This is a genomic window from Bacillus sp. SRL543, assembly GCF_984799205.1.
Map to the genome: position 1 here is coordinate 3,161,741 of NZ_OZ481794.1, position 21,493 is coordinate 3,183,233.

Here is a 21,493-nt window from a genome sequence, read left to right on the forward strand (position 1 = left end):
CGCATAACCTGTTTTAGGAGGAAAACATGAAACTATTCCGTGATTGGACGATATTTGAAATAAGCTGGCTTCTTGTTTTTACAATCATTAACGTGTATTTGTTTTTTGCATGGCAGGATTCACTTCTTGGCCTTATTTCTTCTTTGGCCGGGATGCTTTGCGTAGTCCTCGTAGCAAAGGGAAAAATCGCAAACTATTATTTTGGCATCATTCAGACAGGGACTTATGCTTATATTTCCTACACCTACGGCTTGTATGGTGAAAGCATGCTCAATGGTCTGTTCTATTTCCCCGTTCAGTTCATAGGCATCTATCTCTGGAGGAAGAATCAGACAAGAGACAGCATTAAGGGTGAAGATGTGAAGGTTAAGACGCTTGATTCCAAAGGATGGTCTCTTCTTGGCATCACCGTGCTGGTGTCCATTTTTCTTTATGCCATTCTCCTGGACTCTCTGGGAGGCAGATCTGTTTATATTGACTCTGCCACAAATGTCCTTTCCGTCACTGCACAGATATTGATGCTGAGACGATTTGCAGAGCAGTGGCTTTTATGGATCCTTGTCAATGTCCTGTCCGTCATCCTCTGGTTTAATGCCCTGGTTTCAACAGGGGGCAATGATATATCTATGCTTGTCATGTGGACGGCATTCTTGTTTAACAGCATTTATGGGTATATAAATTGGACGAAACTTTATAAAAAACAGGGAGCTGCAGCGGTTTGAAGAAAAAAACAATTGGTATGTACGGGGGAAAGTTCCTTCCTTTCCCCCATCTTGGCCATGTATACAGCATGACGGCGGCAGCCGCAATAGCCGACGAGCTTCATGTCATCATCTCACACGACAGTGACTATGAACGAAAGCTTTGTGAAGGCGGCTGTGCAGAGCATGTCAGCTTCACATTGCGGCTTCGCTGGTGGAAACAGCTGACCAGGGAGCTGCCGCATGTGCATGTCCATGAAATTTATGATGAACAGACCGGCTCTTTCTCCGATTGGGAGAATGGCGCAAAAAAAATCCGCGCCGCAATCGGGAGTCCAATCGATTTTGTGTTCAGCTCAGAGCAAGATTACGGACCGATTTTTTCCCGTCTTTACCCGGAAGCAGAGCATATTCTCATAGATCCGGAGAGAAAAAGGTATCCGGTATCAGGTACGATGTTCAGGAAAGATGGTGTGCTGAGGCATTGGGATATGGTGCCTAAATGCGTCCGGCCGCATTTCGTCAAAAAAGTGGTGATTGCCGGTACCGAAAGCTGCGGAAAATCCACGCTGGCAGCCAATATGGCACAGCTTTATAATACTTCTTTTGTGAAGGAGTATGGCCGTACTTTTTATGAAGAACTTGGAGGATGCGAGGGTATAACAGTACCGGAAGATTATCCCCATATTGCATATGCTCATAAGCTGGAGGAATGGAAGCAGCAGAAGCTGGCAGACAAAATCCTATTTGTTGATACTGAGGCGATCACCACCCAGTTTTTCTCACATGCCTACCTGAATAGGAGACAGCCGGTCCTCGATGAAATGGCCAGGGTGCAGGAATATGATTTATGGCTTTTATTAGAGCCGGATGTGGAATGGGTCGATGACGGGACAAGGAGCTTCGGGGATCAGGATTTGCGCTGGAAAAATCACCTTCTGCTGAAGTCTCTTCTTGATGAACATAATGTTTGTTATAAAATAATCAACGGCAGCTACCGGGAGAGGCTGGAAAAGAGCATAAGATTTACCGATGAGCTGCTGGAAGGAAAATGACAAGTTAAAAGGGCATCCCGGCGATGCCCTTTTATCGATTAATTCATCAGCCCTTCAATCCGGTTCAGCAGGGCAGATGCATCATTTATTATTTTAATCATTTCGGAGCTCTCCAATTGATCAAGGGCCAGATTGCCGCCATCGATCGCCAGATTAATTTCTGCCAGCAGCACTTCATTTTTGGCAGCCAGCTCCTCATGAATGGCCTCGGCAGCAGCTGGAATATCCTGAATACCGATAAAATTCTCAATATCCTCTTTTAAGTCAAACAGCCTATCTTCAAGCTGCTGCCGGATTTCTGAATCCATGGCAGCTTCTTCAATCATCTGCGGAGCATCCTCCGCGAAAGCATTCAGCTTTTCAACATGATCTGCTGCTTTATTCGCATACTCAACAGTGCCTGCCGCTTCGTCGAGGAAGGAGCAGCCTGCCAGGGAAAAGGCCAGGGCCAAAACCATTATTAGCCGGAAGATGTTTTTCAATATTCGTTCCTCCTTTGGAGCATCATGGTATTCAATACGAATGAAGAGCATATATGTTTCAAAAAAAAACCATCCCCTTAAAAAGCAGGATGGCCAGCCACTATGATTATGCTGCTTTCTCTTCAAACTTGGAGGCTGCACCCTTCGCTTTGGAAGTTTTAACATTGAACACCAGATTGAGTGCAATAGCCGTCAAACTTCCCGCTACAATACCGTTATCTGTCAGGATCCTGATGCTCTCAGGCATTTCAGCAAACAAGCCTGGCACTGCTGTCACCCCGAGCCCCATGCCGACTGAGCAGGCAATGATCAGGAGGTTTTCCTGAGAAGAAAAATCCACCTGGCTCAGCATCTTGATTCCATAGGCGATAACCATTCCAAACATGGCAATCATTGCGCCCCCCAATACAGCCGAAGGAATGACTGTAGTCATGGCGCCGATTTTCGGAACCAGGCCAAGGAGGATCAGGAATACGCCCGCTGTGTAAATGACGTTCTTGGTTTTCACGCCTGACAGCTGGAGAAGACCGACGTTCTGAGAATACGTTGTATATGGGAATGCATTGAACAGCCCGCCAAGTACAATCGCAAGCCCTTCTGCCCTGTAGCCGTTTGCCAGGTCTTTTTTATCCAGCTTCTTACCGCAAATATCCCCAAGGGCGAAATAAACGCCTGTAGATTCAACCAGGCTGACCATTGCGATAATGATCATCGTCAGGATTGCTGCCGGTTCAAATGTCGGCATCCCGAAATAAAAAGGCTGGACCATATGAAACCATGAAGCCTCACCAACTGCTGAGAAATCAGATTTCCCCATCAGGAACGCAGCGGCCGTTCCCGCAAACAAACCAAGCAGGATAGATACGGAGCGGATAAATCCGGTAAACAAACGATACAAAATAATGATGAAGAATAAAGTCCCAAACGCCAGGGCCAGATTGGAGAGCGAACCATAATCTGCGCTTCCTTCGCCCCCAGCCATATTATTCATCGCAACCGGGATAAGGGTAATTCCAATGATGGTAACGACCGAACCTGTCACAACAGGAGGGAAGAAACGCACAAGACTGCCAAAGTATTTTCCCACCAGGATAACAAAGAGCCCCGATACCAGAATCGATCCGTAAATAGCTGTAATGCCATATTGCCCGCCAATTGCAATCATTGGGCTGACTGCGGTAAACGTACAGCCAAGCACAACCGGAAGGCCGATGCCGAAGAATTGATTGCGCCATACCTGGAGGATCGTCGCCACTCCGCACATTAAGATATCAATGGAAACAAGATATGTCAGCTCTTCTCCTGACAGGCCCAGTGCCCCGCCCACGATAAGGGGTACAATGACAGCACCTGCATACATGGCTAAAACATGCTGAATTCCCAATGAAGCTATTTTAAAAGGTGAGTTTTTCATAGTGTTGATGCCTCCCTGCTATTTTCCAAGAATGTGATGCTTCCATTCCCAAGCGACTGGATTCGTGCAAGGGATACCACTTTAATAGCTTTCTCTTCCAATAAGCTGCGTCCTTCCTGGAAGGACTTTTCAATAACGATCCCAACACCGGCCACTGAAGCCCCAGCCTGTCCTGCAAGCTCAATGAGCCCCAAAGCAGCCTGGCCATTGGCAAGGAAGTCATCGATGATGAGGACCCTGTCATCATCACCAAGATATTTAGAAGATGCTGAAATCTCGTTGGACTCCTGTTTTGTGAAAGAAAAGACACTGGCGGAAAGCAGCCCTTCTGAAAGAGTCAAAGATTTTCTTTTCCTCGCAAACAGCACGGGCACCCCAAGCTCGAGCCCTGCCATGACAGATGGTGCGATCCCTGAAGATTCCAGCGTAAGAATCTTCGTAATAGCCTCCCCTTCAAAATGGGCCGCAAACTCTTTGCCTATTTCCTTCATCAGGAAAGGGTCAATCTGATGGTTAAGAAAGGAGTCGACCTTCAGGACACTGTCAGACAGCACCCGGCCTTCTCTTTTGATTGTTTCTTCTAGCAGTTTCATCGTTGTCCTCCCTATTGAATAGAAAAATAAAAAGCCTGAAGGTAATTGCTCACTGCAAAAAAAATGAGTGAAGCAATCCCTTCAGGCTTTTATAAGGCAGGGGCAATAGCAAAAAATACTAAGGCCTCCCATTGCTCACCCATAGTCAGACTGTTAACGGCAGTCCGGTAGAAACTTGCAGGCCATATCCCCGCGATTATATGAGTGTTTCCGTATGAAATTATGTTTCATTATATCACCTGAATAAGATTTTTCAATACATTTACCGAAGAAAAAGTCGAATTATTTCTTTTGTCTCCACAATAATTGTTCGGTTTTAGAAATTAATCGCTGGATTTGATTTAAAAATGAAAGGAAAACAGACTGAATTCTGATTATTTTTAAAATGCTGACTCCGTTGATCATGAAAGTTCCACCCTTCCATTGGCATGGGCTCTTTTACATAAAGACGCTTCAAGTTTTTTTGTTTCACATAAATTTCACATTTCCCCAGGGAGATTCCTCCCCATGGAGACTGGCACATCAATTTTACACTATCAGCATAGTGCCAACAGAGTGAATGAACACTTTGTGAAACAGGTGAAGACTGGTAGTATCCGGAGAAATTCCTTGTATGATGAAGATGTGATCATTACTTATTCATCCATATTGAAAGGAGAAAAATGCCATGGCAAACACGGAACTTGGCAGGAAAATTAAAACAAAGATCGAGGATGCTTCCTCTTTAAAGGGAACCTTGGCCTCTGTGTTTATTCTGGGCTTATTTTTAATCGGAGTATGGGCAGGCGTATATTTCTTATTTATAGATCGATTTTAATCATCCAAGCATGCAATCTATTATGATTGAAATGCCTGAAGGGAGAAAAATGCTATGCATATGCATAAATTTGAAAAAGCCTGGCTCGGCTTCGGAATCGGCTCACTGATCGTGTTTTTGACGGTCCTTGGCATCAGCGCATTTTATTTGGGCAACCAGCCTCCAAGCTGCCTTGCGACCATCAACCCGGAAAAAGTCGATCAGACAGCGCCATTCAATGAACCTGGCCTAAAAAAAGTCGAAGGCAAGGATTGGGATTATGAGCTGATATTCGTTGTTTCTGCCTTTTCCTATAATCCCGGTGATGTGGAAATTCCTCTAGGTGCAACAGTGAAGATCATTGCAACAACAAAGGACGTAATCCACGGCTTTGAGGTCGCAGGCTCCAACATCAATATGATGATAGAGCCCGGTTATATCAGTGAGCATACAGCAACTTTTGATAAAGCCGGGGAATTTCTTATTCTCTGCAATGAGTACTGCGGGGCAGGACACCATATGATGACGTCAAAAATAAAGGTGGTTGAAGCATAATGAAACCAGATGTGTATACAAAAGTTGCCAGGCTGGACGGAAAGCTTGCCATGGCCCATTTCTATGTAGCTTTCACGGCTCTCGCCATCGGCGGTCTTGCCGGCCTTTTGCAGGTGCTCGTACGGTCAGGCAAATTCCAGCTGCCGGCAGGAATCGGCTATTACCAGATTCTTACTGTCCACGGGGTCGTCTTGGGCCTGGTTCTTACCACATTCTTCATCATGGGCTTTCAGCTTGCTGCAGTCAGCAAAACATCCGGGACCTTGACGAAAAAGCAGCGCACGATGGGCTGGATCGGCTTTTGGCTCATGACAGCCGGAACCACCATGGCAGCCATCATGATTCTGCTGAATGAAGCTAGCGTCTTGTATACCTTTTATGCCCCTTTGCAGGCACATGCCATTTATTATCTGGGACTGACCTTCGTAGTAGTCGGCAGCTGGTTTGATGGCGCTGCAATCATCATGAAATATGCAGAATGGCGCAGGAATAATCCTAAACAGGCGAGTCCCCTGCTTACATTCATGAGCCTTGTAAATACCATCATGTGGATCGTTGCTACCATTGGAGTCGCCGCAACGGTGCTGATACAGCTGCTGCCATGGTCGCTCGGACTTGTTGAAACAGTCAATGTCGGGGTAAGCCGGACGCTCTTCTGGTATTTCGGGCATCCGCTTGTGTATTTCTGGCTCCTTCCAGCTTATATGGGCTGGTATGTCGTAATTCCAAAGGTCATTGGCGCTAAAATATTCTCTGATTCCCTTGCACGGATGTCATTCATTCTGTTCCTGCTATTTTCCATACCGGTCGGATTTCACCATCAGCTGATGGAGCCTGGAATAGATGCAGCCTGGAAATTTCTGCAGGTAATACTGACATTTCTGGTTGTCATCCCTTCTTTAATGACTGCTTTTTCACTATTTGCCACGTTTGAAGGATTCGGGAGATCCCAAGGGTCTGCAGGCTTATTCGGATGGCTGAAAAAGCTTCCCTGGGGTGATGCCCGCTTTACGGTGCCTTTCATCGGAATGGTTGCCTTCATCCCTGCAGGGGCAGGGGGCATTGTCAATGCATCACACCAGATGAACCAGGTAGTGCATAACACAATCTGGGTAACCGGGCATTTCCATTTGACCGTGGCTACTGCTGTTGTGCTGACATTCTTCGGCATTTCGTACTGGCTGGTCCCGCATTTGACCGGCAGGGTCCTGACGAAAGCAATGAATCGCCTCGCCATTACACAAGGCTTGCTTTGGGCAATCGGCATGACGTTCATGTCCGGGGCCATGCATGCTGCAGGATTATTGGGAGCCCCGCGCCGCTCTTCCTTTTCTGAATACGGCGGTGCGGCACAGGCAGCCGAATGGATACCCTATCAGGTCGCACAGGCGATCGGGGGATCCATCCTGTTCCTTGCTATCATCCTGATGCTCTATATCTTTGTAAATCTAGCCTTCATGGCCCCTAAAGGCTCTGAAGAATTCCCGGTAGGCGAAACAGCGGAAAATGCCGAAAAAACGCCTCTTGTCTTTGAAAATTGGAAGCTCTGGATCGGCATCACCGCTGCTCTAATCCTGTTCGCCTACACCATCCCATTCATCGACCTAATCCAAAACGCACCGCCTGGATCTAAGGGGTATAAACTGTGGTAAGAAAAGCGGAGGCGACTGTTCAGGTGCGACAAGCATAAGACAAGCAGGACGGAAGGTTGTTCTTTAACCTTCTGGCCTGATTGGCTTATGACTCGAGCACCTAGGAGCCGGAGCTGGACAAAAAGAAAAGCGGAGGGCGCTTGCTCAGCCCCGACAAGCATAAGACGCTTCAGGATAGAAGGCGTTCTTTGCCTTCAATCCTGAAGTGGCTTATGACTCGAGGGGCTAGCGCCCGGAGCTGGACAATAAAGAAAAGCGGAGGCGGCTTGAACAGATTAAGGAACGTAGTCTAAAAACGCCACGTCCTGTGGCAACGCCTGCATGACCCACATCCTGTGGGCCTCAAGCATAAAACAATCCAAAAAAATTCCAGACCGAAAGAAAACACCCCAGCAGCAGCTGGAGTGTTTTCTTATGCACTATTGCCGGCCCCAAGGCCTGTTCTCGCCTTTCGGCCCGGGAGGTTCATGAGGATGACACACAGTATAATTATCATAGAGCCGGACAGCTGCAGTAATCCCAGAGATTCCGAATATAAAACAACACCCAGGAGGATGGCGACGACAGGCTCAATTGCAGCAATGACCGCTGCTTTGCTGCTTTCTGTCTTCTCTAAACCCCAGGTGTAAAGAAAGTAGGCAAGCACGGTCGGCAGCAGGCCGAGGCCAAGGCCCAGGAACAGGACCTCCGGCTTTAAAAACAGAGAAGCTTTTTCCCATAGCCTGGTAATCGGCAGCAGGACAGCAGAGGCAGTCAGGAAGGTATAAAGCGTGACAGTAAACGGCTCATACTTTTGAAGCGCAAACTTTCCAAATATGCTGTAAAGCGCATAGCCAAGACCCGCTCCCAGTCCAATAACCACTCCAATCACACTCAAACCGGCACCGCCCCCCACCCCTGCAATCAGGATGCAGCCGGCAACAGTCCCGCAAACGGCAATGATTTTCCGCCCGGTTATTTTCTCTTTGAGGAAAATATAGGACAAAACTGCAACAAATGCAGGAGAAGTATACAGCAGTATGACTGCAATCGAAATATCCATCAAATGAATGCTGGTAAAATAGCACCAATTGAAAAATACGATGCTGCAGATCCCGGTACCGGCAAACAGGCCAATATCAGAAGGCTTTTTCAGAGACAGCCGGCCAGGGCCCAGAAAAAGCCCTATCAGCAGCAAAGCCGCAGCGGCAGTTACTGCCCGGATCCCGACTATTTCCATAGAAGAAAAGCCAAACCCGGACAGGCCCCTGATAAAATAGGCAATCAGTCCCCATAAAGAAGCACCGGCAGAGATTGCAAAATATGGCATCAGCTTCTTCATTGCCTCACCCTGCAGAAAAAGAGCGACTGCATCCCGCTCTTTTTCCCTTTCTTCATTTTTTCAAATTAACGGGAGGACTCTTTTAAACGGTAGACCTTCCCGTATTTCTCATAAAGATAATCAGACAGGCAGCTGGCATTCAGTCCTTCTCCTGTAACATCTTCAAGAATCTCAAGCGGCTTTTTCAGCTTGCCGTACTGGTGGACGTTTTTCGTGAACCATTCCTTGATTGGGGCAAGATCACCCTTTTCCAGGAGCTGGTCGTAATCAGGAAGATCCTTCAGCATCGCCTGCTTCAGCTGTGCCGCGTACATATACCCGAGGGCATACGAAGGGAAATAACCAAAGCTGCCCCCTGCCCAATGGACATCCTGAAGAACTCCTTCAGCATCATTTGACGGCCTCACTCCCAGATATTCTTCGTATTTGCTGTTCCAGATTTCCGGAAGGTCCTTTACTTCAATTTCATCATTGAACAGCCCTTTTTCAATTTCGTAGCGGACAATCACATGAAGCGGATAGGTCAGTTCATCTGCTTCTATCCTGATCAGCGACGGTTTTGACTCATTGATGGCACGGTAAAAATCTTCCAGCTCCACCCCATCAAACTGGCCATTGGCATACTGCTTGAGCAGTCCGTAATTTTTCTTCCAGAATGATTCACTGCGCCCCACAAAATTCTCATAAAAGAGTGACTGTGATTCATGGATTCCCATTGATGTCCCGGTGCACAGCGGAGTGCCTATCAGGTCTTTGGAAATATTCTGTTCATACAGTGCATGGCCGCCTTCATGGACCGTACCGAATACGGCTGTGCGGAAGTCCTTTTCGTCATACTTCGTTGTCACTCTGACATCCCCGGGATTCAATCCGGTTGCAAAAGGATGTACCGTTTCATCAAGCCTTCCTGCATCGAAGTCATAGCCCATCTGCTTCAGGATTTCCAGGCTGAAATCACGCTGCTTCTCCTTCGGGAAATGTTCATATAAAAAGCTGGTATCCGGCTTTGAATCTGATTCGGATATGCTCTGGACGAGGGGCACAATTTTGCTCCTGAGCTCGCCAAAGACTTTATCCAGCACATCGACTGTCACGCCTGGTTCATACATATCCAGGAGTGTGTTGTATTTATTGCCTTCATAGCCCCAATACTGGATAAAGCGCTTATTGGCTTCAACAAGCTTTTCCAGATACGGCTGGAAAAGGGTGAAATCCGATTTGTCTTTTGCCTCTTCCCACACACTTTCTGCCTTTGACTGCAGGATGACGTATTCCTTATACTCCTCAGCCGGAATTTTCTTATTCCGGTCATATTCTTTCTTGCTTTCTTCAAGTACCTTCACGGTAATTGCATCAAGTGATGCAGCCGCTTCTTCTCCTGAAAGCTTTGCTATGTATGCAGCCATTTCCTCGGAAGTGGACATCTTGAACACTTCGGAAGACAGCATGCCAATTACTTCAGTCCGCTGGTCTACACCCTTCTTGGGAGCGCCTGTCCGAAGATCCCAGTATATTAATGACAGCGCCTCATTATATGCGCCCATCTTTTTTACAAAATCAAGAAAGTGTTTTTCAGTTTTTTTCAATGCTTCATTCATGCTGGCATCCCCCTAAAAATCATTTGCAAAATATATTTTATCACATTTTTCTGAATAAAACGCTAGAATAGAACTACAAATCACCTAAAACAGGAGGAAGAATGATGAGGGAACCTGCCGGAACCTGCATACAATGCGGGAAAACAATTTATTGCCTGGACGGATTTTTCAACGGAATCATAACGGAAGAAAAGAAAACGATCTGCTTTGAATGCAGTGAAGAAGGCTGAAGTAAGATTGCTGCCATCCCCTCCCATGCATGCAAAAAAGCCCCTCCCTCTGCCAGGGGGGGCAATCAAAACATTATTTCACAGGTGTGACTGGCAGTACAGCTTCAACAGACTCAAGCACAGAAACATCTTCTTCTCTGCTGGTCAGGATGTGCACTGTTCCTCTGTCATCATGACTCCTGATAAGCCTGCCGATTCCCTGGCGGAGCCTGAGGAGCATGTATGGCATGTCGATTTCCCGGAATGAATCTTCTGCGCTTTCACGCTTGGCATCAAACACTGGATCATGCGGAGGGAACGGGAGTGAGAAAATGATTACATTTTCGAGTGATCTGCCCGGAATATCCAGTCCCTCCCAGAGATTTGTAGAGCAAAGGACAGCTTCTTCTTCGTTCTGGAATTTCGATACGAGCGTACTGATTTCGGCCTCGCCTTCAAAATAAACAGGAAATTCCGCCCTGCCCTGTGCATAGTCTTTAAAAAGGTTCAGCTCCCGCTGATCAGTAAAGAGCACAAGGCCTCTGCCTCCAGATATCTTCAGCTGCTCCATGGTATATTCCATTTTGCCGTCCATATCTTCTTTGCTGTATTTTGGCATATGAATGGCCATTTTTTCATCATAGCTGAAAGGCGAAGCAACAGTGAAAGATAAATAGTCGTCAATGCCCAGGCTTGAGGCCATATAGTCGAATGAGCCTTTTTCCGATAAAGTGGCGGAAGAGAAGATAAAGGGCTTCTTTTGTGAAAACACTTCATCCCTCATGATTTCCTCTACCATTCTTGGCATGATGACAAGTGTCCGTTCTCCATTATGATCTTCAAACCAATTGATCCCCCCTTTATCTTTAATAAACAGGGAGAGCGAGAATGAAATTTGCTCAAGATATTCTTCAACGACCTTCAGATCATATTCATTTATGACATACATTTCGCTTTCGAATACAAGCTCTTCTTCCAGCATGCCGATCATTTCAAGCAGGAGCTTTCCTTCTTTCAGGACAGCCGGCCCTTTGGCAATCTGCTGTTTCTCTGAGTCCGTCCGGATTCCGGCGGCGCTTGAAAGGGCATGGAAGAAAGTCTCATTCTGGACAATGGTGTCTTCAATCAGATTCAGTGTTTTTTCCCTGACATCATTAGCCATAAGGCGGGTAAGCAGCGATTCAAGGATCTGCTCGGTCAGCCTGTATGTCAATGCTTTCTGGCTGGCATACTCAAGCAGATGGCCTTCATCGAACACGACTGTGCAGGATTCAGGAAGCAGCGGCAGCTGGCCTTCTCTTTTTCGGGATTCTTTTGTCCAGATATGCTCCATATAGAAGTCATGCGAGCATATGATCAGGTCCCGGCTGTTCCGGTAATAATCCCTGTGGAGTGTCTGTCCGCACCGGTGCCTTTTCTCGCATGTAAAGCAATCCTGAAGAGAATCCCATGACACACCGGTCCATTCGCTGTCTGTCAGCTCAGGATAATCCTTCCTGTCTCCGTATCTTTCGAAATTCTGCAAGGATCCGCCGCTGTGGGTAAAGGACGGGAGCTGGTCATAGATGTTTCCATATCCGTCATGATCCTGTTCCGCGACAGCCTTGTCCAGCTTGTTCAAACAGAGATATTGATCCCTTGACTTAGCCAGGCGTACATCAATATTCAATCCAAGCGCCTTTTCCAGCTTGGCAATATCCCCTTCTTTTTTAACAAGCTGCTCAATGAGGGTTTCATCGGCACAGGCAATGATAGCCGGCTTATTCGTATACCTCGCATAGCAGATGGAATACAGGAGATAGACAAGCGTTTTTCCTGTCCCGACACCTGCTTCAGCAAAGATCGTCTTCTTCTCCTTGAAGGCATTTTCCAGCTGGAAAGCCATATAGATTTGTTCGTCTCTCAATTCAAAACCGGCTTCAGGGAGCAGATCATAAAAAACATCCCCGATCCAGTCGCCAAGCTTCTCAAAAAATGATTCTGTTTTTGCTACGGCAAAGGGCAATTGGTTTTGCATGTAATCCTCCTATATCCAGAAGCGTCCCGGGGGCTTCCTGTATCTTTTGCAGTATGCCGGGACCGGACTGCGGCCTGTGTGCCTGGTCCGCCTATTGCGGAAGAACTCCTGCACATGCAGCAGTTCCTGCGATTTTTCAGCATAAAATAGTATAACCGCCTGGCTGAGGCGGTAATTTTCAATATTATTTACAGCCGTGACAGCACGGCCATCCATTCAAGTATCCAAGCTGCTTTCTGCAGCATCAACGGCCTGTAAACCAGGAGGCCAAGAATCATTTTATACTATTTTCCCAACTAGTCAAGCTCAAGGGGCCGGGAGCAGCTCCGGGCACGGATCAGGACCTGGATAAAGTTAGAAGACTGTACAATTTATTATCCTGAACAGCAAAAAACTGGCGCTCCTTTCGAGGAGGCCAGCATCGGGCCAGCTGATTGCCGAACATCAGGCAGGGTTTACTGCTGCCTTCCGGAAAGGGAAAAGGACAGAGCCTGCCGGAGCTCATGCTGGGCGCTTTTCAGTTCATCCAGAGCCTGATCGGCAGGCGTTTCTTTTACCAGCATTTCCATCGAGTAATCAAGCGCCTGAGAAATTCTATTAAAATCAAGAGTCCTGTAATCCATTGGCTCTCCTCCTGTGAATAAAACTAGCCTATCTATTCCATAACCGATAGAGTATTGCTAGTTTATTCCAAAAGAGAACCCTTTATTCCTCTTTCTGCCTGTTTTCTCTTGGCGGGCGCTTGCCCCAGTACTGATAGAGGTCTGTCCGGATGAATCCGTTGAACAGCTTCCTTTTCTTCGTTGCCTGGCGCCCGAAGTGCTGTTCAAAGTCTTCATCGGAAGTGAGTATATAGATGGACCATGTATCAAGTCCTGAGAGGGCCTCTCCCATTTCACGGTACATTTTCTGTACAGCCCCTTTTTCCCCAAGCCTCTCGCCATATGGAGGGTTGCCGACAATCACGCCATACTCTTTATTGGCGGTAAAGTCCCGGACCTGCATCTGCTTGAATTGGATCATGTCACCAAGCCCGGCTTCAAAAGCATTTTCCTGGGAAATCTTCACCATCCTGTGGTCTATATCCGATCCGGTTATATCTAATGGCTGATCATAGTCAGCCAGATCTTCCGCCTCATCCCTCGCATCATCCCACACTTTTTCCGGCATCCAGCCCCACTTTTCGGAGGTGAATTCCCGGTTGAAGCCTGGAGCGATATTCTGCCCGATCAATGCCGCCTCGATCGGAATGGTCCCGGACCCGCAGAAAGGGTCCACGAACGGCTTGTCCGGTGTCCAGTTCGTCAGCTGCACGAGCGCAGCAGCCAGCGTTTCCTTCAGCGGCGCTTCCCCCTGTCCTGCCCGGTATCCACGTTTATGGAGACCGCTTCCGCTGGCATCCAGAGTCAGGGTTGCTGTATCTTTCAGCATAGAGATTTCTATGCGGCATAATGGGCCTGTTTCTTCAAACCAGCCTGTTTTCTTATATTTTATCCTCAGCTTTTCAACAATCGCCTTTTTGACGATTGCCTGGCAGTCGGAAACACTGAACAGCTTTGATTTGACAGACTTGCCGATTACCGGGAACTCAGCATCTTCTGCAATATACTGGTCCCATGGCAGGCTTTTTGTTTTTTCAAACAGCTCATCGAACGTATAGGCTTTAAATTCGCCGATTTTGATTTTGATCCGGTCTGCCGTTCTCAGCCATAAGTTGCTTCTTGCTATAGCTGTCTCATCCCCTGTGTATTCAACTCTTCCGTTTTCCACCTGGCATTCATAGCCAAGTGCGCGCACTTCCTTCGCAACAAGTGCTTCAAGCCCCATTGCCGCTGTTGCGATTATCTGATACTTTCCCATGTAAGACATCCTTTCCAATAGCTCTTCCCTTAATTATTGCCGGCCGGCGGTCCACTTCATCCATAATAGCCTGAAGAAGTTTCTGCGTGCAAGTGTTGTCTTGTGTGATGGCAATATAGTATGTAATAAAAAAGCCCTCCTGCAAAAGGAGAGCTTTACCATTTCAAAAATCATCTCACTAATAACGTTCTGTAAGCCATGTTTTGTTCCTTTGTACTGCAATCGACCTGCGTCTCGTACTAAGGCGGCAATCATCTATCTACAGATGTGAAACATCTGTCCTTCTCCTTGTTCATTTCCTCAGAGAAAGTGCCCCTACCATTATTTGGGTTTCTCGCTCGCGGGGTTTACCTCGTTCCACCCTTCCCATTTCCAGGAAGGCTCCGTCACTGTGGCACTTTCAAGGTATTCATGCCATATCCCGAAGGACTTAGGCATTTTCCCTGCCGTCAGCCGCGCAATCGCCCGGCTGCCCTGGCTTATGACTTCGCCAGGCACGAACACTACGGACATCTCAGTCCGTGCGAGCATGGACTTTCCTCTGCAGCAGCAAGCTGCCGCAGCGATTACCCGAACGTTATTAATGCTACAAATGATATTATATTCAATCTGGCTTCCAATAGCAATGGTTTTAAAAAGGAAAATCAGTTAAAAGCTGTCATTCATACAGTTTGCTGCCAAAAACGTGCTTTTCCAGATTAGAAAGGCGCTTTAATATATCAAAGTTCGTTGTTCCGGCAGTCTGGGTGCTTGCAGGCCTTCTTGAGGCTTCATCAAGCTGTTTCTTCAGGCGAAGGTTTTCCTGCTGCAGATCTTCGATTTCCTGGTGGAAGGTTTCATAATCCTTGATGATCAGATCCAGGAACTTATCGACGTCTTCAGGCTTGTATCCCCTCATCCCAGCCTTGAATTCTTTTTCCAAAATGTCTTTTGCTGTTAACTTAACTTTATCGGATAGCATCACATTCACCTCAGTCTATCGCTGAATAATCTTAATATATTTTTTCAAAAATATGTACTTTTGTCAATTTATCTTTGGAACTAAATTAAAAATCCTGATTCTTCATCTGTTCTTCTTCGACGATCAGCTGAAGATCATAAAAAGAAATCATCCTGATTTCATATGGATTCTTTTCCTGATAGCTTTTGGCTGTTTCATAGATGAACTTTGGCGTTCCCTCCTGTTCCGTATCATAAAACAGAAGGAGCACATCGCTTTTTTCGATAAGAAATTGATTTTTCAGCCTGAACTGCCATGGCTTTTCATAAGGCTTCCTCGTCACCGAGTCAACGAAATCAGCCTGGGCAAGGACTGATTCGTACCATTCTTTATTGCTGTCGCTCCAATTCTGCTCCTGATCGAGGAAAGGAGTGATCACTGCCAGTTTTAACTCAGGGTGCTCTTCAAGCTGAAGCTGGAAAACCTCTTCGGCCGCCCAAAGCTCTGCGCCGGGCTGTCCGCTTATGATCACCCATTCGAGCCCCTCATCCAGCATACTGAGCAGGCTTTTCCTGAATGCTGCCTTTATGAAGGCTGCGGCAGGGTCATTTCGTTTAAATATCCCCAATTCGTGTGGCTTATAGCCTGAGATAACCGCTGTTTTCATAATAGAGGCCTCTCCTTTCTATGTTGTAAAAAATACCCGTATAAAGAAGGGTAAAAAAAGGAGCAGGGGCCTGTTCGCAAGCCCCTGCCTTGATAGTCTGCCCTGATGGGGCTGTTAATTATCTGCCGAAGCCTGGGCCGCCAAATCCTGGGCCTCCGAAGCCAGGTCCGCCGAAGCCGCCTGCTCCCGGGCCTCCGAAACCTGGGCCTCCAAAGCCTGGAGCTGGTCCAGGGCCTGCGACAAACTGTTGATTTGTCACTTCATTCACAACTGATTGTGTTTGTGGGAAATAATGCTGATGCTGAAAATTAATGTGGTTGACTGTCGTAGTGTGTGTAGGATGGATATGAGGCACCACATTATTCTGGAAAGTATGATTTACACAGCATTTTGTCGGATGCACAACTGCCGGGCAAATATTCGGTCTTGGTCCGCAATGCATATTAAGATCTCCCTTCATTCTGTTATATTTACACTAACAAGTTATGATGAAAGGGGTAATCTTGTACTAATGAAAACACCTAATTTCATGCATTTTCCGGGATTTTTTCGCTACAGCATAACATAAAAACTGTCCTTCATGCTTGAAAAGATAATGACAGTCAGACAGATGACAACAAAAAACAGGAACAATATTGCTTTATACATCCAAACCAGCCTCACTCTTTTTATTCACTGTATGCAGCATACAACATACAATTTTACAGCTTCCATGATGTACAGACAACTAATAAATAATGGTTTTTGCACGTAGAAATATTAAAGTTTTGTTACAGAGATAAAAGCAATCCAATAAAGGTAGGCAGCAATGAACAGGTTGGCCGGTAATCGGATTCTTCAAAAGCTGGCCCGCACATGACTACAGCAACAAAAAAGCGCAGCCAGGGGATGTTCCTGATGCTGCGTTTTTTACCGGCTGAAGCGGCCCTTATTCTCTGGCTGTTCTTTTTCCAGCTTAGCATACAGCCTCCGGATCCGTTTATCTGTTTCAGGCTTAAGCCTATCAGAAGTACTTGGTGCAGGAACGGCTGCCAGCGCCTCTCGCGCTTTTTCAGCATAATGGACTGCCCGCCCAAGGTCTTTGCTGCGATGCTCATAGTATTTTGCCAGTTCAATGGATGATTCAGCCGCAATCCTGGGATCTTCCCCCGAATTGGCGCATTCCTGCCAAAGAGCAGCCGCTTGTTCCCAGTCCTTCAGTTTTTTGTGCTCAAATGCAAGTGCATTCCTGGCTTTTACTGACTCTTCACTGCCTGCCTGTCCTGCCTGTACAAAGGCTGCTTTTGCAGAAGAAGTGTTGCCGAGAGAAGAAAACCACCGCCCTACTTCATAGGTTTCTGCAGCGGTCTGTCTGCTGTCCAGCCCCAGGAGCTGATAGGAAAGATGTGTGTAAAGCGTAATGAGCGAAAGGATATCAATTTCATTATGCTTCAGGATGCCGAGCATGCCTTCGGGGTTCTTCGTCTGGACAAAATCAAAATAAATCATTGGCGCAAGGAAGCCTGGTATATCATCTTTCCGCTCAATGCCAAGCACCTCCTTCTCGACGATGGAAAGCTTCAGCCTTTCCAGCCTGTGCTTCCAGATCCTTCGGGATGCGTGATAAAGATCGAAGTGCCCGAAAGGCGGGAGCTTCGGCACCTGTTCCCTTATAAGGGTATGCCTTGTCTTTACCTGCGGCCAGTCAAAAGCTTTGCCATTATAGGTAACCATGGTGGTAAAGTCCACACTGTCCAGGAAGCTCTTATACAGCGGCACCTCTGCACCGGGATGGGGAAGGATATGCTGTTTGAGCTTCACACCATCAGGCGTTACACTGGCATGCCCCAGCAGGAAAATAGTGTTGCCTGTGCCGCCGCCAAGACCTGTTGTTTCCGTATCGAAGAAAAACAGTTCCTCAGGCAGATGCCCGGCGGAAGAAAGCGGATGTGATACATCCCTGCTGTTCCATGCATTTACAGCCGCCGCAAATTCGGAGAACCGGTAATTCCCATGCTTATAGTCAAGTGGATATTCCTTTTCCCTGACAAGGCAGAAGCTGTCTTCAAAATAAAATGGAGAAACCCCGTTTTCCTTCCAGAGGTCATGCAGCATAAAATCCTTTGTGGCTTCTGTTGCCCCTGCAGGCTTAGCCGGTTCACTCCCCTGTTCTTTTGAAAGATGGGGCTTCAATCGGTTCAGCTTATTTTTGAGGCTCATACCGCTCCCCCTCCATAGCTGTTCTTCTGAATAAAGCCAAAAGCCTCAGAACATCGCTTTTAGCCGTATTCATAGCTGAATCAGTGCCAATGCACGATGGGCAGCCGTTCTCACAGGAACAGCCTGCTACCATGCCTTCAGCCTTCTGTATGACCGTTTCAATCCCATCATAGAGCTTTTCGCTAAGACCTATGCCTCCCGGGTAGCGGTCATAAAAGAAGATGGTCGGCTTCTCATTATGCGCAGCCTTTACCTGCGGTACGACGAAAATATCCTGCGGATCGCACATGACAAACAGCGGGGCAATATGTTTGAGTGCATGGGCGGTTCCGATCAAACCTTCTTCAATCCGGTCCTCATCAAATTGGATCTGCTCCTTGCCGATGGATATCCACGCCGAGCTTGTATGCAGCTCTTCCTGAGGCAGGTGGATGGGCCCGGAACCAATGTTTTCATGTGTTTCAAACTTGATCTTCTTGAATATCGTTGCCATGGCCAGCACGCTCACATCGCCATAACCGATTTCCATTTCACCGCGTGACCTGTTTTTATCTTCTTCAAGCACTTTCAGCTCAACGGCAAGATTGGCATCTGTGAAATAATCCACATCAACCTCCCTCACATACGCTTTCTTTTCATCCCAATCAAGATACTCAACTTGGAACTGTGTGCCCTGATGAAGGTAAATGGCTTCATCATGAAGAAGTGTCATCGCAGAGAAACGGTCCATTTCCCCTATCACCTTCACGTTTGCAATATCGGACTGGTCAATGATGATGACATTTTCCTGTGATGCGGAACGGAGGCTGATATTATGGGCAGGAAAAGAATCGTTCATCCAATGCCATTTATCCCCATTTTGGAACAGCACCCTTTCTTCTGTAAGATACTCAAGAAGTTCCTCCGTATCGGCAGTTCCGAATTTCTCTCCATATTTGAAGGGCAGCTCATAGGCGGCACACTTCATATGATCGATTAAAATGATGAGATTATCAGGATTGATCCTGGCCGTTTCAGGGCTTTTATTGAAAAAGTAGTCCGGGTTCTGAATGACGTACTGGTCGAGGGGGCTGGAGCTTGCAACAAGGATGACAAGAGACTCTCCATGCCTCCGCCCTGCCCGTCCCGCCTGCTGCCAGGAGCTTGCAATCGATCCCGGATAACCCGTCATGATGCATACCTGCAGCTGGCCGATATCGACGCCGAGCTCCAGGGCATTTGTGCTGACGACGCCGTATATTTCGCCCGCTCTCAATCCTTTTTCGATCGCTCTTCTCTCTGTCGGCAGATAGCCTCCGCGATAGCCTCTGATTGCTTTCGGCCCCAGCTGATGCTTGACCAGCTCCTGGAGGTAGGTGAGGAGGATTTCTACTCTTACCCGGCTCCTGGCAAATACGATCGTCTGGATTCGGTTTTTCAGCAGTCTCCCTGCAAGCTTTCTTGCTTCAAGAGTAGCACTGCGCCGTATATTCATCGGCTTATTGACGATTGGCGGGTTATAGAAGAGGAAGTGCTTCCTTCCGCTCGGCGCTCCATTATTGTCTATCAGCTCCATTTTCTTTTCTGTCAGGTTTTCAGCAAGCTCAAGCGGATTGGCAATGGTAGCGGATGTGCAGATGAAGAGCGGGTCGCTTCCATAGAACCGGCAGATGCGCCTGAGCCGGCGGATTACGTTCGCCACATGGCTGCCGAATACGCCTCTGTATATATGAACCTCATCAATAACAACGTACTTAAGATTTTCAAAAAGAGAAACCCATTTGGTGTGATGGGGAAGGATCGCTGAATGCAGCATATCAGGATTTGTTATGACAACATGGCCCGCTTTCCTTACTTTTTCCCTTATATTTGCCGGAGTGTCACCATCATACGTGTAGCTGTTGACAGGGAGCTCAGCTTCCTGGATCAATTCATTTATTTCACTCTTCTGGTCCTGGGCCAGTGCTTTGGTCGGGAATATATACAATGCCCTTGCCTTCGGGTCGCTGACGGCCGTCTGCAGGACGGGGAGATTATAGCATAATGTTTTCCCTGATGCAGTGGGAGTGACAGCCACAAGGCTTTTTCCTTCAGAAGCGGCAGCATAGGCAGATTTCTGGTGTGTATAAAGACGGCTGATGCCCCGCCTTTCCAAAGCATGTCTCAAGGACGGATGTATATCCTCCGGCAAATCCTCTGTTTTTGCCTCTTTTTCTTCAATTGTATGCCAATGGACAATATTGTCCTTGAATTCTTCGGTCACTTTTAAGTCTTTCAATATCTCCTGGAGATTTTTCCTGAGCTTCATTTCTTTCACCTCATACACTCATTCTACCGAATAAACGTTCGTTCAAAAAGAAATTTCTCTTGTTTTGCTGCTGGATTTTTATGGGGATAAATTTGAACATTCAACTTTATCAATTATCATATTTTTCCAAAAACAAATTGACTGTTGGTATAAAATTTGCGACAATTCAGATATATTTTTTCCTGCGGTTCTTTTAGCTGCAGATAACCTATTTTAACAGATATATAGAAGAATGGGGGTCAATCGTTTTATGGTGTTACTTAAAAAGCTGTTCATCTTTCTCCTTGTGCTGGCGAGCTTTCTGTTGATTCTGCTGCTGCCAAGAGAACCCGTCATCCATCAGCCTTCCGCATTTCACATTGAGATGGAATATCCTTTCAGTGCAGAGGCGTACAAAAATAAAATTGAATCTTTCTTTCAATTCATCCAGAAGGAAAACGGATTTGGCGAGAGCCGGACCGGAAGGAAAGTATCCGAAGAAACCATCCTTTATATGAAGAGAAGCCTGGAAATCATCCTTCCTGCTTTCTTTATCAGCATGGCAGCCGGAATACTGGCCGGAATCGCAAAGTTTTCACTTCGCCTGCGCATGCGCGGCAAAATTCAGGAAGCTTTATCCTGGATGTTTTCATCGGTTCCGGATTTTTTTCTTTATATCAGCATGCAGTATATATTGATCAAACTGATTCAATGGGGATTTCCGCAGATCACGCTTTACGGCCATGAACATTGGTACAGTTTTCTGCTCCCGATGATCTCGCTGACACTTTTCCCTTTCATTCATATGGTCAATTTCACTGCAGCGGCGATGGACAAAGAAAGCGGGGAAGATTATATCCGCACAGCCTACTCAAAAGGGCTGGGAAAGAAAAGGATTTATCTGCATATCCTTTTTAACTGTGCCGGAACTCTTCTCAATCAGGCACAGTTCATCATGCTGTACATATTATCAAGCCTGCCGATCGTGGAGAAGTTATCTGGTTACGAAGGCGCCGGGAACAATCTGCTTAGAAGCATCCTGAATTATAATGATGTGTCTTCTTTTTCGCTGATGCTCCCATTCCTGATGCTCATGTTTTTAACCATCGTCGCCTCTCAATCTGCTAAATACCTTCTAATTCCTAAAAGGTCAAGGGAAGTGAATTGA

The 21,493-nt window shown here is 46.8% G+C and carries 21 protein-coding genes, 1 other RNA gene and 1 riboswitch; of the genes, 7 read left to right on the forward strand and 15 right to left on the reverse strand.

What is annotated here, in order from left to right; translation table 11 throughout:
- Positions 1-26: 26 nt before the first annotated feature.
- Both pnuC and nadR read left to right on the forward strand, forming a co-directional pair.
- Positions 27-722 carry a nicotinamide riboside transporter PnuC gene (gene pnuC, locus AC4E8B_RS16190; protein ID WP_490214377.1) on the forward strand — a complete coding sequence of 232 codons (696 nt, stop codon included), beginning with the start codon at positions 27-29 and terminating at the stop codon, positions 720-722.
- Positions 719-1,756 carry a multifunctional transcriptional regulator/nicotinamide-nucleotide adenylyltransferase/ribosylnicotinamide kinase NadR gene (gene nadR, locus AC4E8B_RS16195; protein WP_490214378.1) on the forward strand — a complete coding sequence of 346 codons (1,038 nt, stop codon included), beginning with the start codon at positions 719-721 and terminating at the stop codon, positions 1,754-1,756. Before pnuC ends, nadR begins: the two co-directional genes overlap by 4 nt.
- 38 nt (positions 1,757-1,794) lie before the next feature.
- Here the strand turns inward: nadR and AC4E8B_RS16200 are convergent, their stop codons facing one another.
- The 3 genes from AC4E8B_RS16200 to AC4E8B_RS16210 all read right to left on the reverse strand — a co-directional run bounded on the left by AC4E8B_RS16200 (position 1,795) and on the right by AC4E8B_RS16210 (position 4,245).
- Positions 1,795-2,238, reverse strand: coding sequence for a DUF6376 family protein (locus AC4E8B_RS16200; RefSeq protein WP_490214379.1), 444 nt, complete (start codon positions 2,236-2,238; stop codon positions 1,795-1,797).
- Between the two features lie 106 nt (positions 2,239-2,344).
- Positions 2,345-3,652, reverse strand: a complete 1,308-nt coding sequence (locus tag AC4E8B_RS16205; protein WP_490214380.1) for a nucleobase:cation symporter-2 family protein — start codon at positions 3,650-3,652, stop codon at positions 2,345-2,347.
- Positions 3,649-4,245, reverse strand: coding sequence for a xanthine phosphoribosyltransferase (locus AC4E8B_RS16210; RefSeq protein ID WP_490214381.1), 597 nt, complete (start codon positions 4,243-4,245; stop codon positions 3,649-3,651). Before AC4E8B_RS16210 ends, AC4E8B_RS16205 begins: the two co-directional genes overlap by 4 nt.
- A gap of 122 nt (positions 4,246-4,367) precedes the next feature.
- Positions 4,368-4,469, reverse strand: a riboswitch (purine riboswitch).
- Between the two features lie 443 nt (positions 4,470-4,912).
- On the opposite strand from AC4E8B_RS16210, the gene AC4E8B_RS16215 reads away from it, so the two are divergent.
- Genes AC4E8B_RS16215 through AC4E8B_RS16225 form a run of 3 tightly spaced genes read left to right on the forward strand, consistent with a single transcriptional unit; the run spans position 4,913 to position 7,248 of the window.
- Positions 4,913-5,062 carry a cytochrome c oxidase subunit 2A gene (locus AC4E8B_RS16215; protein ID WP_490214382.1) on the forward strand — a complete coding sequence of 50 codons (150 nt, stop codon included), beginning with the start codon at positions 4,913-4,915 and terminating at the stop codon, positions 5,060-5,062.
- Positions 5,063-5,116: 54 nt separating this feature from the next.
- The gene (locus AC4E8B_RS16220; protein WP_490214383.1) at positions 5,117-5,596 is read left to right on the forward strand and encodes a cytochrome c oxidase subunit II; all 480 of its coding nucleotides are present in this window, start codon (positions 5,117-5,119) and stop codon (positions 5,594-5,596) included.
- Positions 5,596-7,248, forward strand: coding sequence for a b(o/a)3-type cytochrome-c oxidase subunit 1 (locus AC4E8B_RS16225; protein ID WP_490214384.1), 1,653 nt, complete (start codon positions 5,596-5,598; stop codon positions 7,246-7,248). Before AC4E8B_RS16220 ends, AC4E8B_RS16225 begins: the two co-directional genes overlap by 1 nt.
- A 412-nt stretch (positions 7,249-7,660) precedes the next feature.
- Here AC4E8B_RS16225 and AC4E8B_RS16230 read toward each other — a convergent pair whose 3' ends face one another.
- Positions 7,661-8,569 (reverse strand): DMT family transporter, encoded by a 909-nt coding sequence (locus tag AC4E8B_RS16230; protein WP_490214385.1) that lies wholly within the window; start codon positions 8,567-8,569, stop codon positions 7,661-7,663.
- Between the two features lie 65 nt (positions 8,570-8,634).
- A complete protein-coding gene (locus AC4E8B_RS16235) occupies positions 8,635-10,167 on the reverse strand; it encodes a carboxypeptidase M32 (protein ID WP_490214386.1) in 1,533 nt (510 codons plus the stop codon).
- 101 nt (positions 10,168-10,268) lie between these two features.
- Here AC4E8B_RS16235 and AC4E8B_RS16240 point away from each other — a divergent pair, with 101 nt between their 5' ends.
- Positions 10,269-10,397 carry a hypothetical protein gene (locus tag AC4E8B_RS16240; RefSeq protein ID WP_490214387.1) on the forward strand — a complete coding sequence of 43 codons (129 nt, stop codon included), beginning with the start codon at positions 10,269-10,271 and terminating at the stop codon, positions 10,395-10,397.
- 73 nt (positions 10,398-10,470) lie between these two features.
- Here the strand turns inward: AC4E8B_RS16240 and AC4E8B_RS16245 are convergent, their stop codons facing one another.
- The 10 genes from AC4E8B_RS16245 to AC4E8B_RS16290 all read right to left on the reverse strand — a co-directional run bounded on the left by AC4E8B_RS16245 (position 10,471) and on the right by AC4E8B_RS16290 (position 20,346).
- Positions 10,471-12,393, reverse strand: coding sequence for an ATP-dependent DNA helicase (locus tag AC4E8B_RS16245; protein ID WP_490214388.1), 1,923 nt, complete (start codon positions 12,391-12,393; stop codon positions 10,471-10,473).
- A 9-nt stretch (positions 12,394-12,402) separates the two neighbouring features.
- Entirely contained in the window at positions 12,403-12,609 is a 207-nt protein-coding gene (locus AC4E8B_RS16250; protein ID WP_490214389.1) for a hypothetical protein, read from the reverse strand.
- Between the two features lie 239 nt (positions 12,610-12,848).
- Positions 12,849-13,016, reverse strand: coding sequence for a hypothetical protein (locus tag AC4E8B_RS16255; protein ID WP_490214390.1), 168 nt, complete (start codon positions 13,014-13,016; stop codon positions 12,849-12,851).
- Between the two features lie 82 nt (positions 13,017-13,098).
- Complete coding sequence (locus AC4E8B_RS16260; protein WP_490214391.1) at positions 13,099-14,253, reverse strand: THUMP domain-containing class I SAM-dependent RNA methyltransferase; 1,155 nt, start codon at positions 14,251-14,253, stop codon at positions 13,099-13,101.
- A 187-nt stretch (positions 14,254-14,440) separates the two neighbouring features.
- An RNA gene (gene rnpB / locus AC4E8B_RS16265) (RNase P RNA component class B) lies at positions 14,441-14,831 on the reverse strand.
- An 80-nt stretch (positions 14,832-14,911) separates the two neighbouring features.
- On the reverse strand, positions 14,912-15,214 hold the full coding sequence (gene gpsB, locus AC4E8B_RS16270) for a cell division regulator GpsB (RefSeq protein ID WP_009791232.1): 303 nt from the start codon (positions 15,212-15,214) through the stop codon (positions 14,912-14,914).
- Between the two features lie 85 nt (positions 15,215-15,299).
- The gene (locus AC4E8B_RS16275; protein ID WP_490219730.1) at positions 15,300-15,863 is read right to left on the reverse strand and encodes an SLOG family protein; all 564 of its coding nucleotides are present in this window, start codon (positions 15,861-15,863) and stop codon (positions 15,300-15,302) included.
- 115 nt (positions 15,864-15,978) lie between these two features.
- Entirely contained in the window at positions 15,979-16,320 is a 342-nt protein-coding gene (locus AC4E8B_RS16280; protein WP_490214392.1) for a CotD family spore coat protein, read from the reverse strand.
- A gap of 449 nt (positions 16,321-16,769) precedes the next feature.
- Positions 16,770-18,059, reverse strand: a complete 1,290-nt coding sequence (locus AC4E8B_RS16285) for a ribonuclease H-like domain-containing protein (RefSeq protein WP_490214393.1) — start codon at positions 18,057-18,059, stop codon at positions 16,770-16,772.
- Positions 18,043-20,346: a DEAD/DEAH box helicase gene (locus AC4E8B_RS16290; protein ID WP_490214394.1), complete on the reverse strand. Its 2,304-nt coding sequence runs from the start codon at positions 20,344-20,346 to the stop codon at positions 18,043-18,045. The genes AC4E8B_RS16285 and AC4E8B_RS16290 overlap by 17 nt, the downstream gene beginning before the upstream one ends.
- A 250-nt stretch (positions 20,347-20,596) precedes the next feature.
- Here AC4E8B_RS16290 and AC4E8B_RS16295 point away from each other — a divergent pair, with 250 nt between their 5' ends.
- Positions 20,597-21,493 carry an ABC transporter permease subunit gene (locus AC4E8B_RS16295; RefSeq protein WP_490214395.1) on the forward strand — a complete coding sequence of 299 codons (897 nt, stop codon included), beginning with the start codon at positions 20,597-20,599 and terminating at the stop codon, positions 21,491-21,493.

What these genes read in the sequence shown, in the direction of transcription:
- pnuC (WP_490214377.1), top strand. Translation starts at nt 27, where the DNA reads ATGAAACTATTCCGTGATTGGACGATATTTGAAATAAGCTGGCTTCTT.
- AC4E8B_RS16205 (WP_490214380.1), bottom strand. Translation starts at nt 3,652, where the DNA reads ATGAAAAACTCACCTTTTAAAATAGCTTCATTGGGAATTCAGCATGTT.
- AC4E8B_RS16210 (WP_490214381.1), bottom strand. Translation starts at nt 4,245, where the DNA reads ATGAAACTGCTAGAAGAAACAATCAAAAGAGAAGGCCGGGTGCTGTCT.
- AC4E8B_RS16215 (WP_490214382.1), top strand. Translation starts at nt 4,913, where the DNA reads ATGGCAAACACGGAACTTGGCAGGAAAATTAAAACAAAGATCGAGGAT.
- AC4E8B_RS16220 (WP_490214383.1), top strand. Translation starts at nt 5,117, where the DNA reads ATGCATATGCATAAATTTGAAAAAGCCTGGCTCGGCTTCGGAATCGGC.
- AC4E8B_RS16225 (WP_490214384.1), top strand. Translation starts at nt 5,596, where the DNA reads ATGAAACCAGATGTGTATACAAAAGTTGCCAGGCTGGACGGAAAGCTT.
- AC4E8B_RS16230 (WP_490214385.1), bottom strand. Translation starts at nt 8,569, where the DNA reads ATGAAGAAGCTGATGCCATATTTTGCAATCTCTGCCGGTGCTTCTTTA.
- AC4E8B_RS16235 (WP_490214386.1), bottom strand. Translation starts at nt 10,167, where the DNA reads ATGAATGAAGCATTGAAAAAAACTGAAAAACACTTTCTTGATTTTGTA.
- AC4E8B_RS16240 (WP_490214387.1), top strand. Translation starts at nt 10,269, where the DNA reads ATGATGAGGGAACCTGCCGGAACCTGCATACAATGCGGGAAAACAATT.
- AC4E8B_RS16245 (WP_490214388.1), bottom strand. Translation starts at nt 12,393, where the DNA reads ATGCAAAACCAATTGCCCTTTGCCGTAGCAAAAACAGAATCATTTTTT.
- AC4E8B_RS16250 (WP_490214389.1), bottom strand. Translation starts at nt 12,609, where the DNA reads ATGGATGGCCGTGCTGTCACGGCTGTAAATAATATTGAAAATTACCGC.
- AC4E8B_RS16255 (WP_490214390.1), bottom strand. Translation starts at nt 13,016, where the DNA reads ATGGATTACAGGACTCTTGATTTTAATAGAATTTCTCAGGCGCTTGAT.
- AC4E8B_RS16260 (WP_490214391.1), bottom strand. Translation starts at nt 14,253, where the DNA reads ATGGGAAAGTATCAGATAATCGCAACAGCGGCAATGGGGCTTGAAGCA.
- gpsB (WP_009791232.1), bottom strand. Translation starts at nt 15,214, where the DNA reads ATGCTATCCGATAAAGTTAAGTTAACAGCAAAAGACATTTTGGAAAAA.
- AC4E8B_RS16280 (WP_490214392.1), bottom strand. Translation starts at nt 16,320, where the DNA reads ATGAAGGGAGATCTTAATATGCATTGCGGACCAAGACCGAATATTTGC.
- AC4E8B_RS16285 (WP_490214393.1), bottom strand. Translation starts at nt 18,059, where the DNA reads ATGAGCCTCAAAAATAAGCTGAACCGATTGAAGCCCCATCTTTCAAAA.
- AC4E8B_RS16290 (WP_490214394.1), bottom strand. Translation starts at nt 20,346, where the DNA reads ATGAAGCTCAGGAAAAATCTCCAGGAGATATTGAAAGACTTAAAAGTG.
- AC4E8B_RS16295 (WP_490214395.1), top strand. Translation starts at nt 20,597, where the DNA reads ATGGTGTTACTTAAAAAGCTGTTCATCTTTCTCCTTGTGCTGGCGAGC.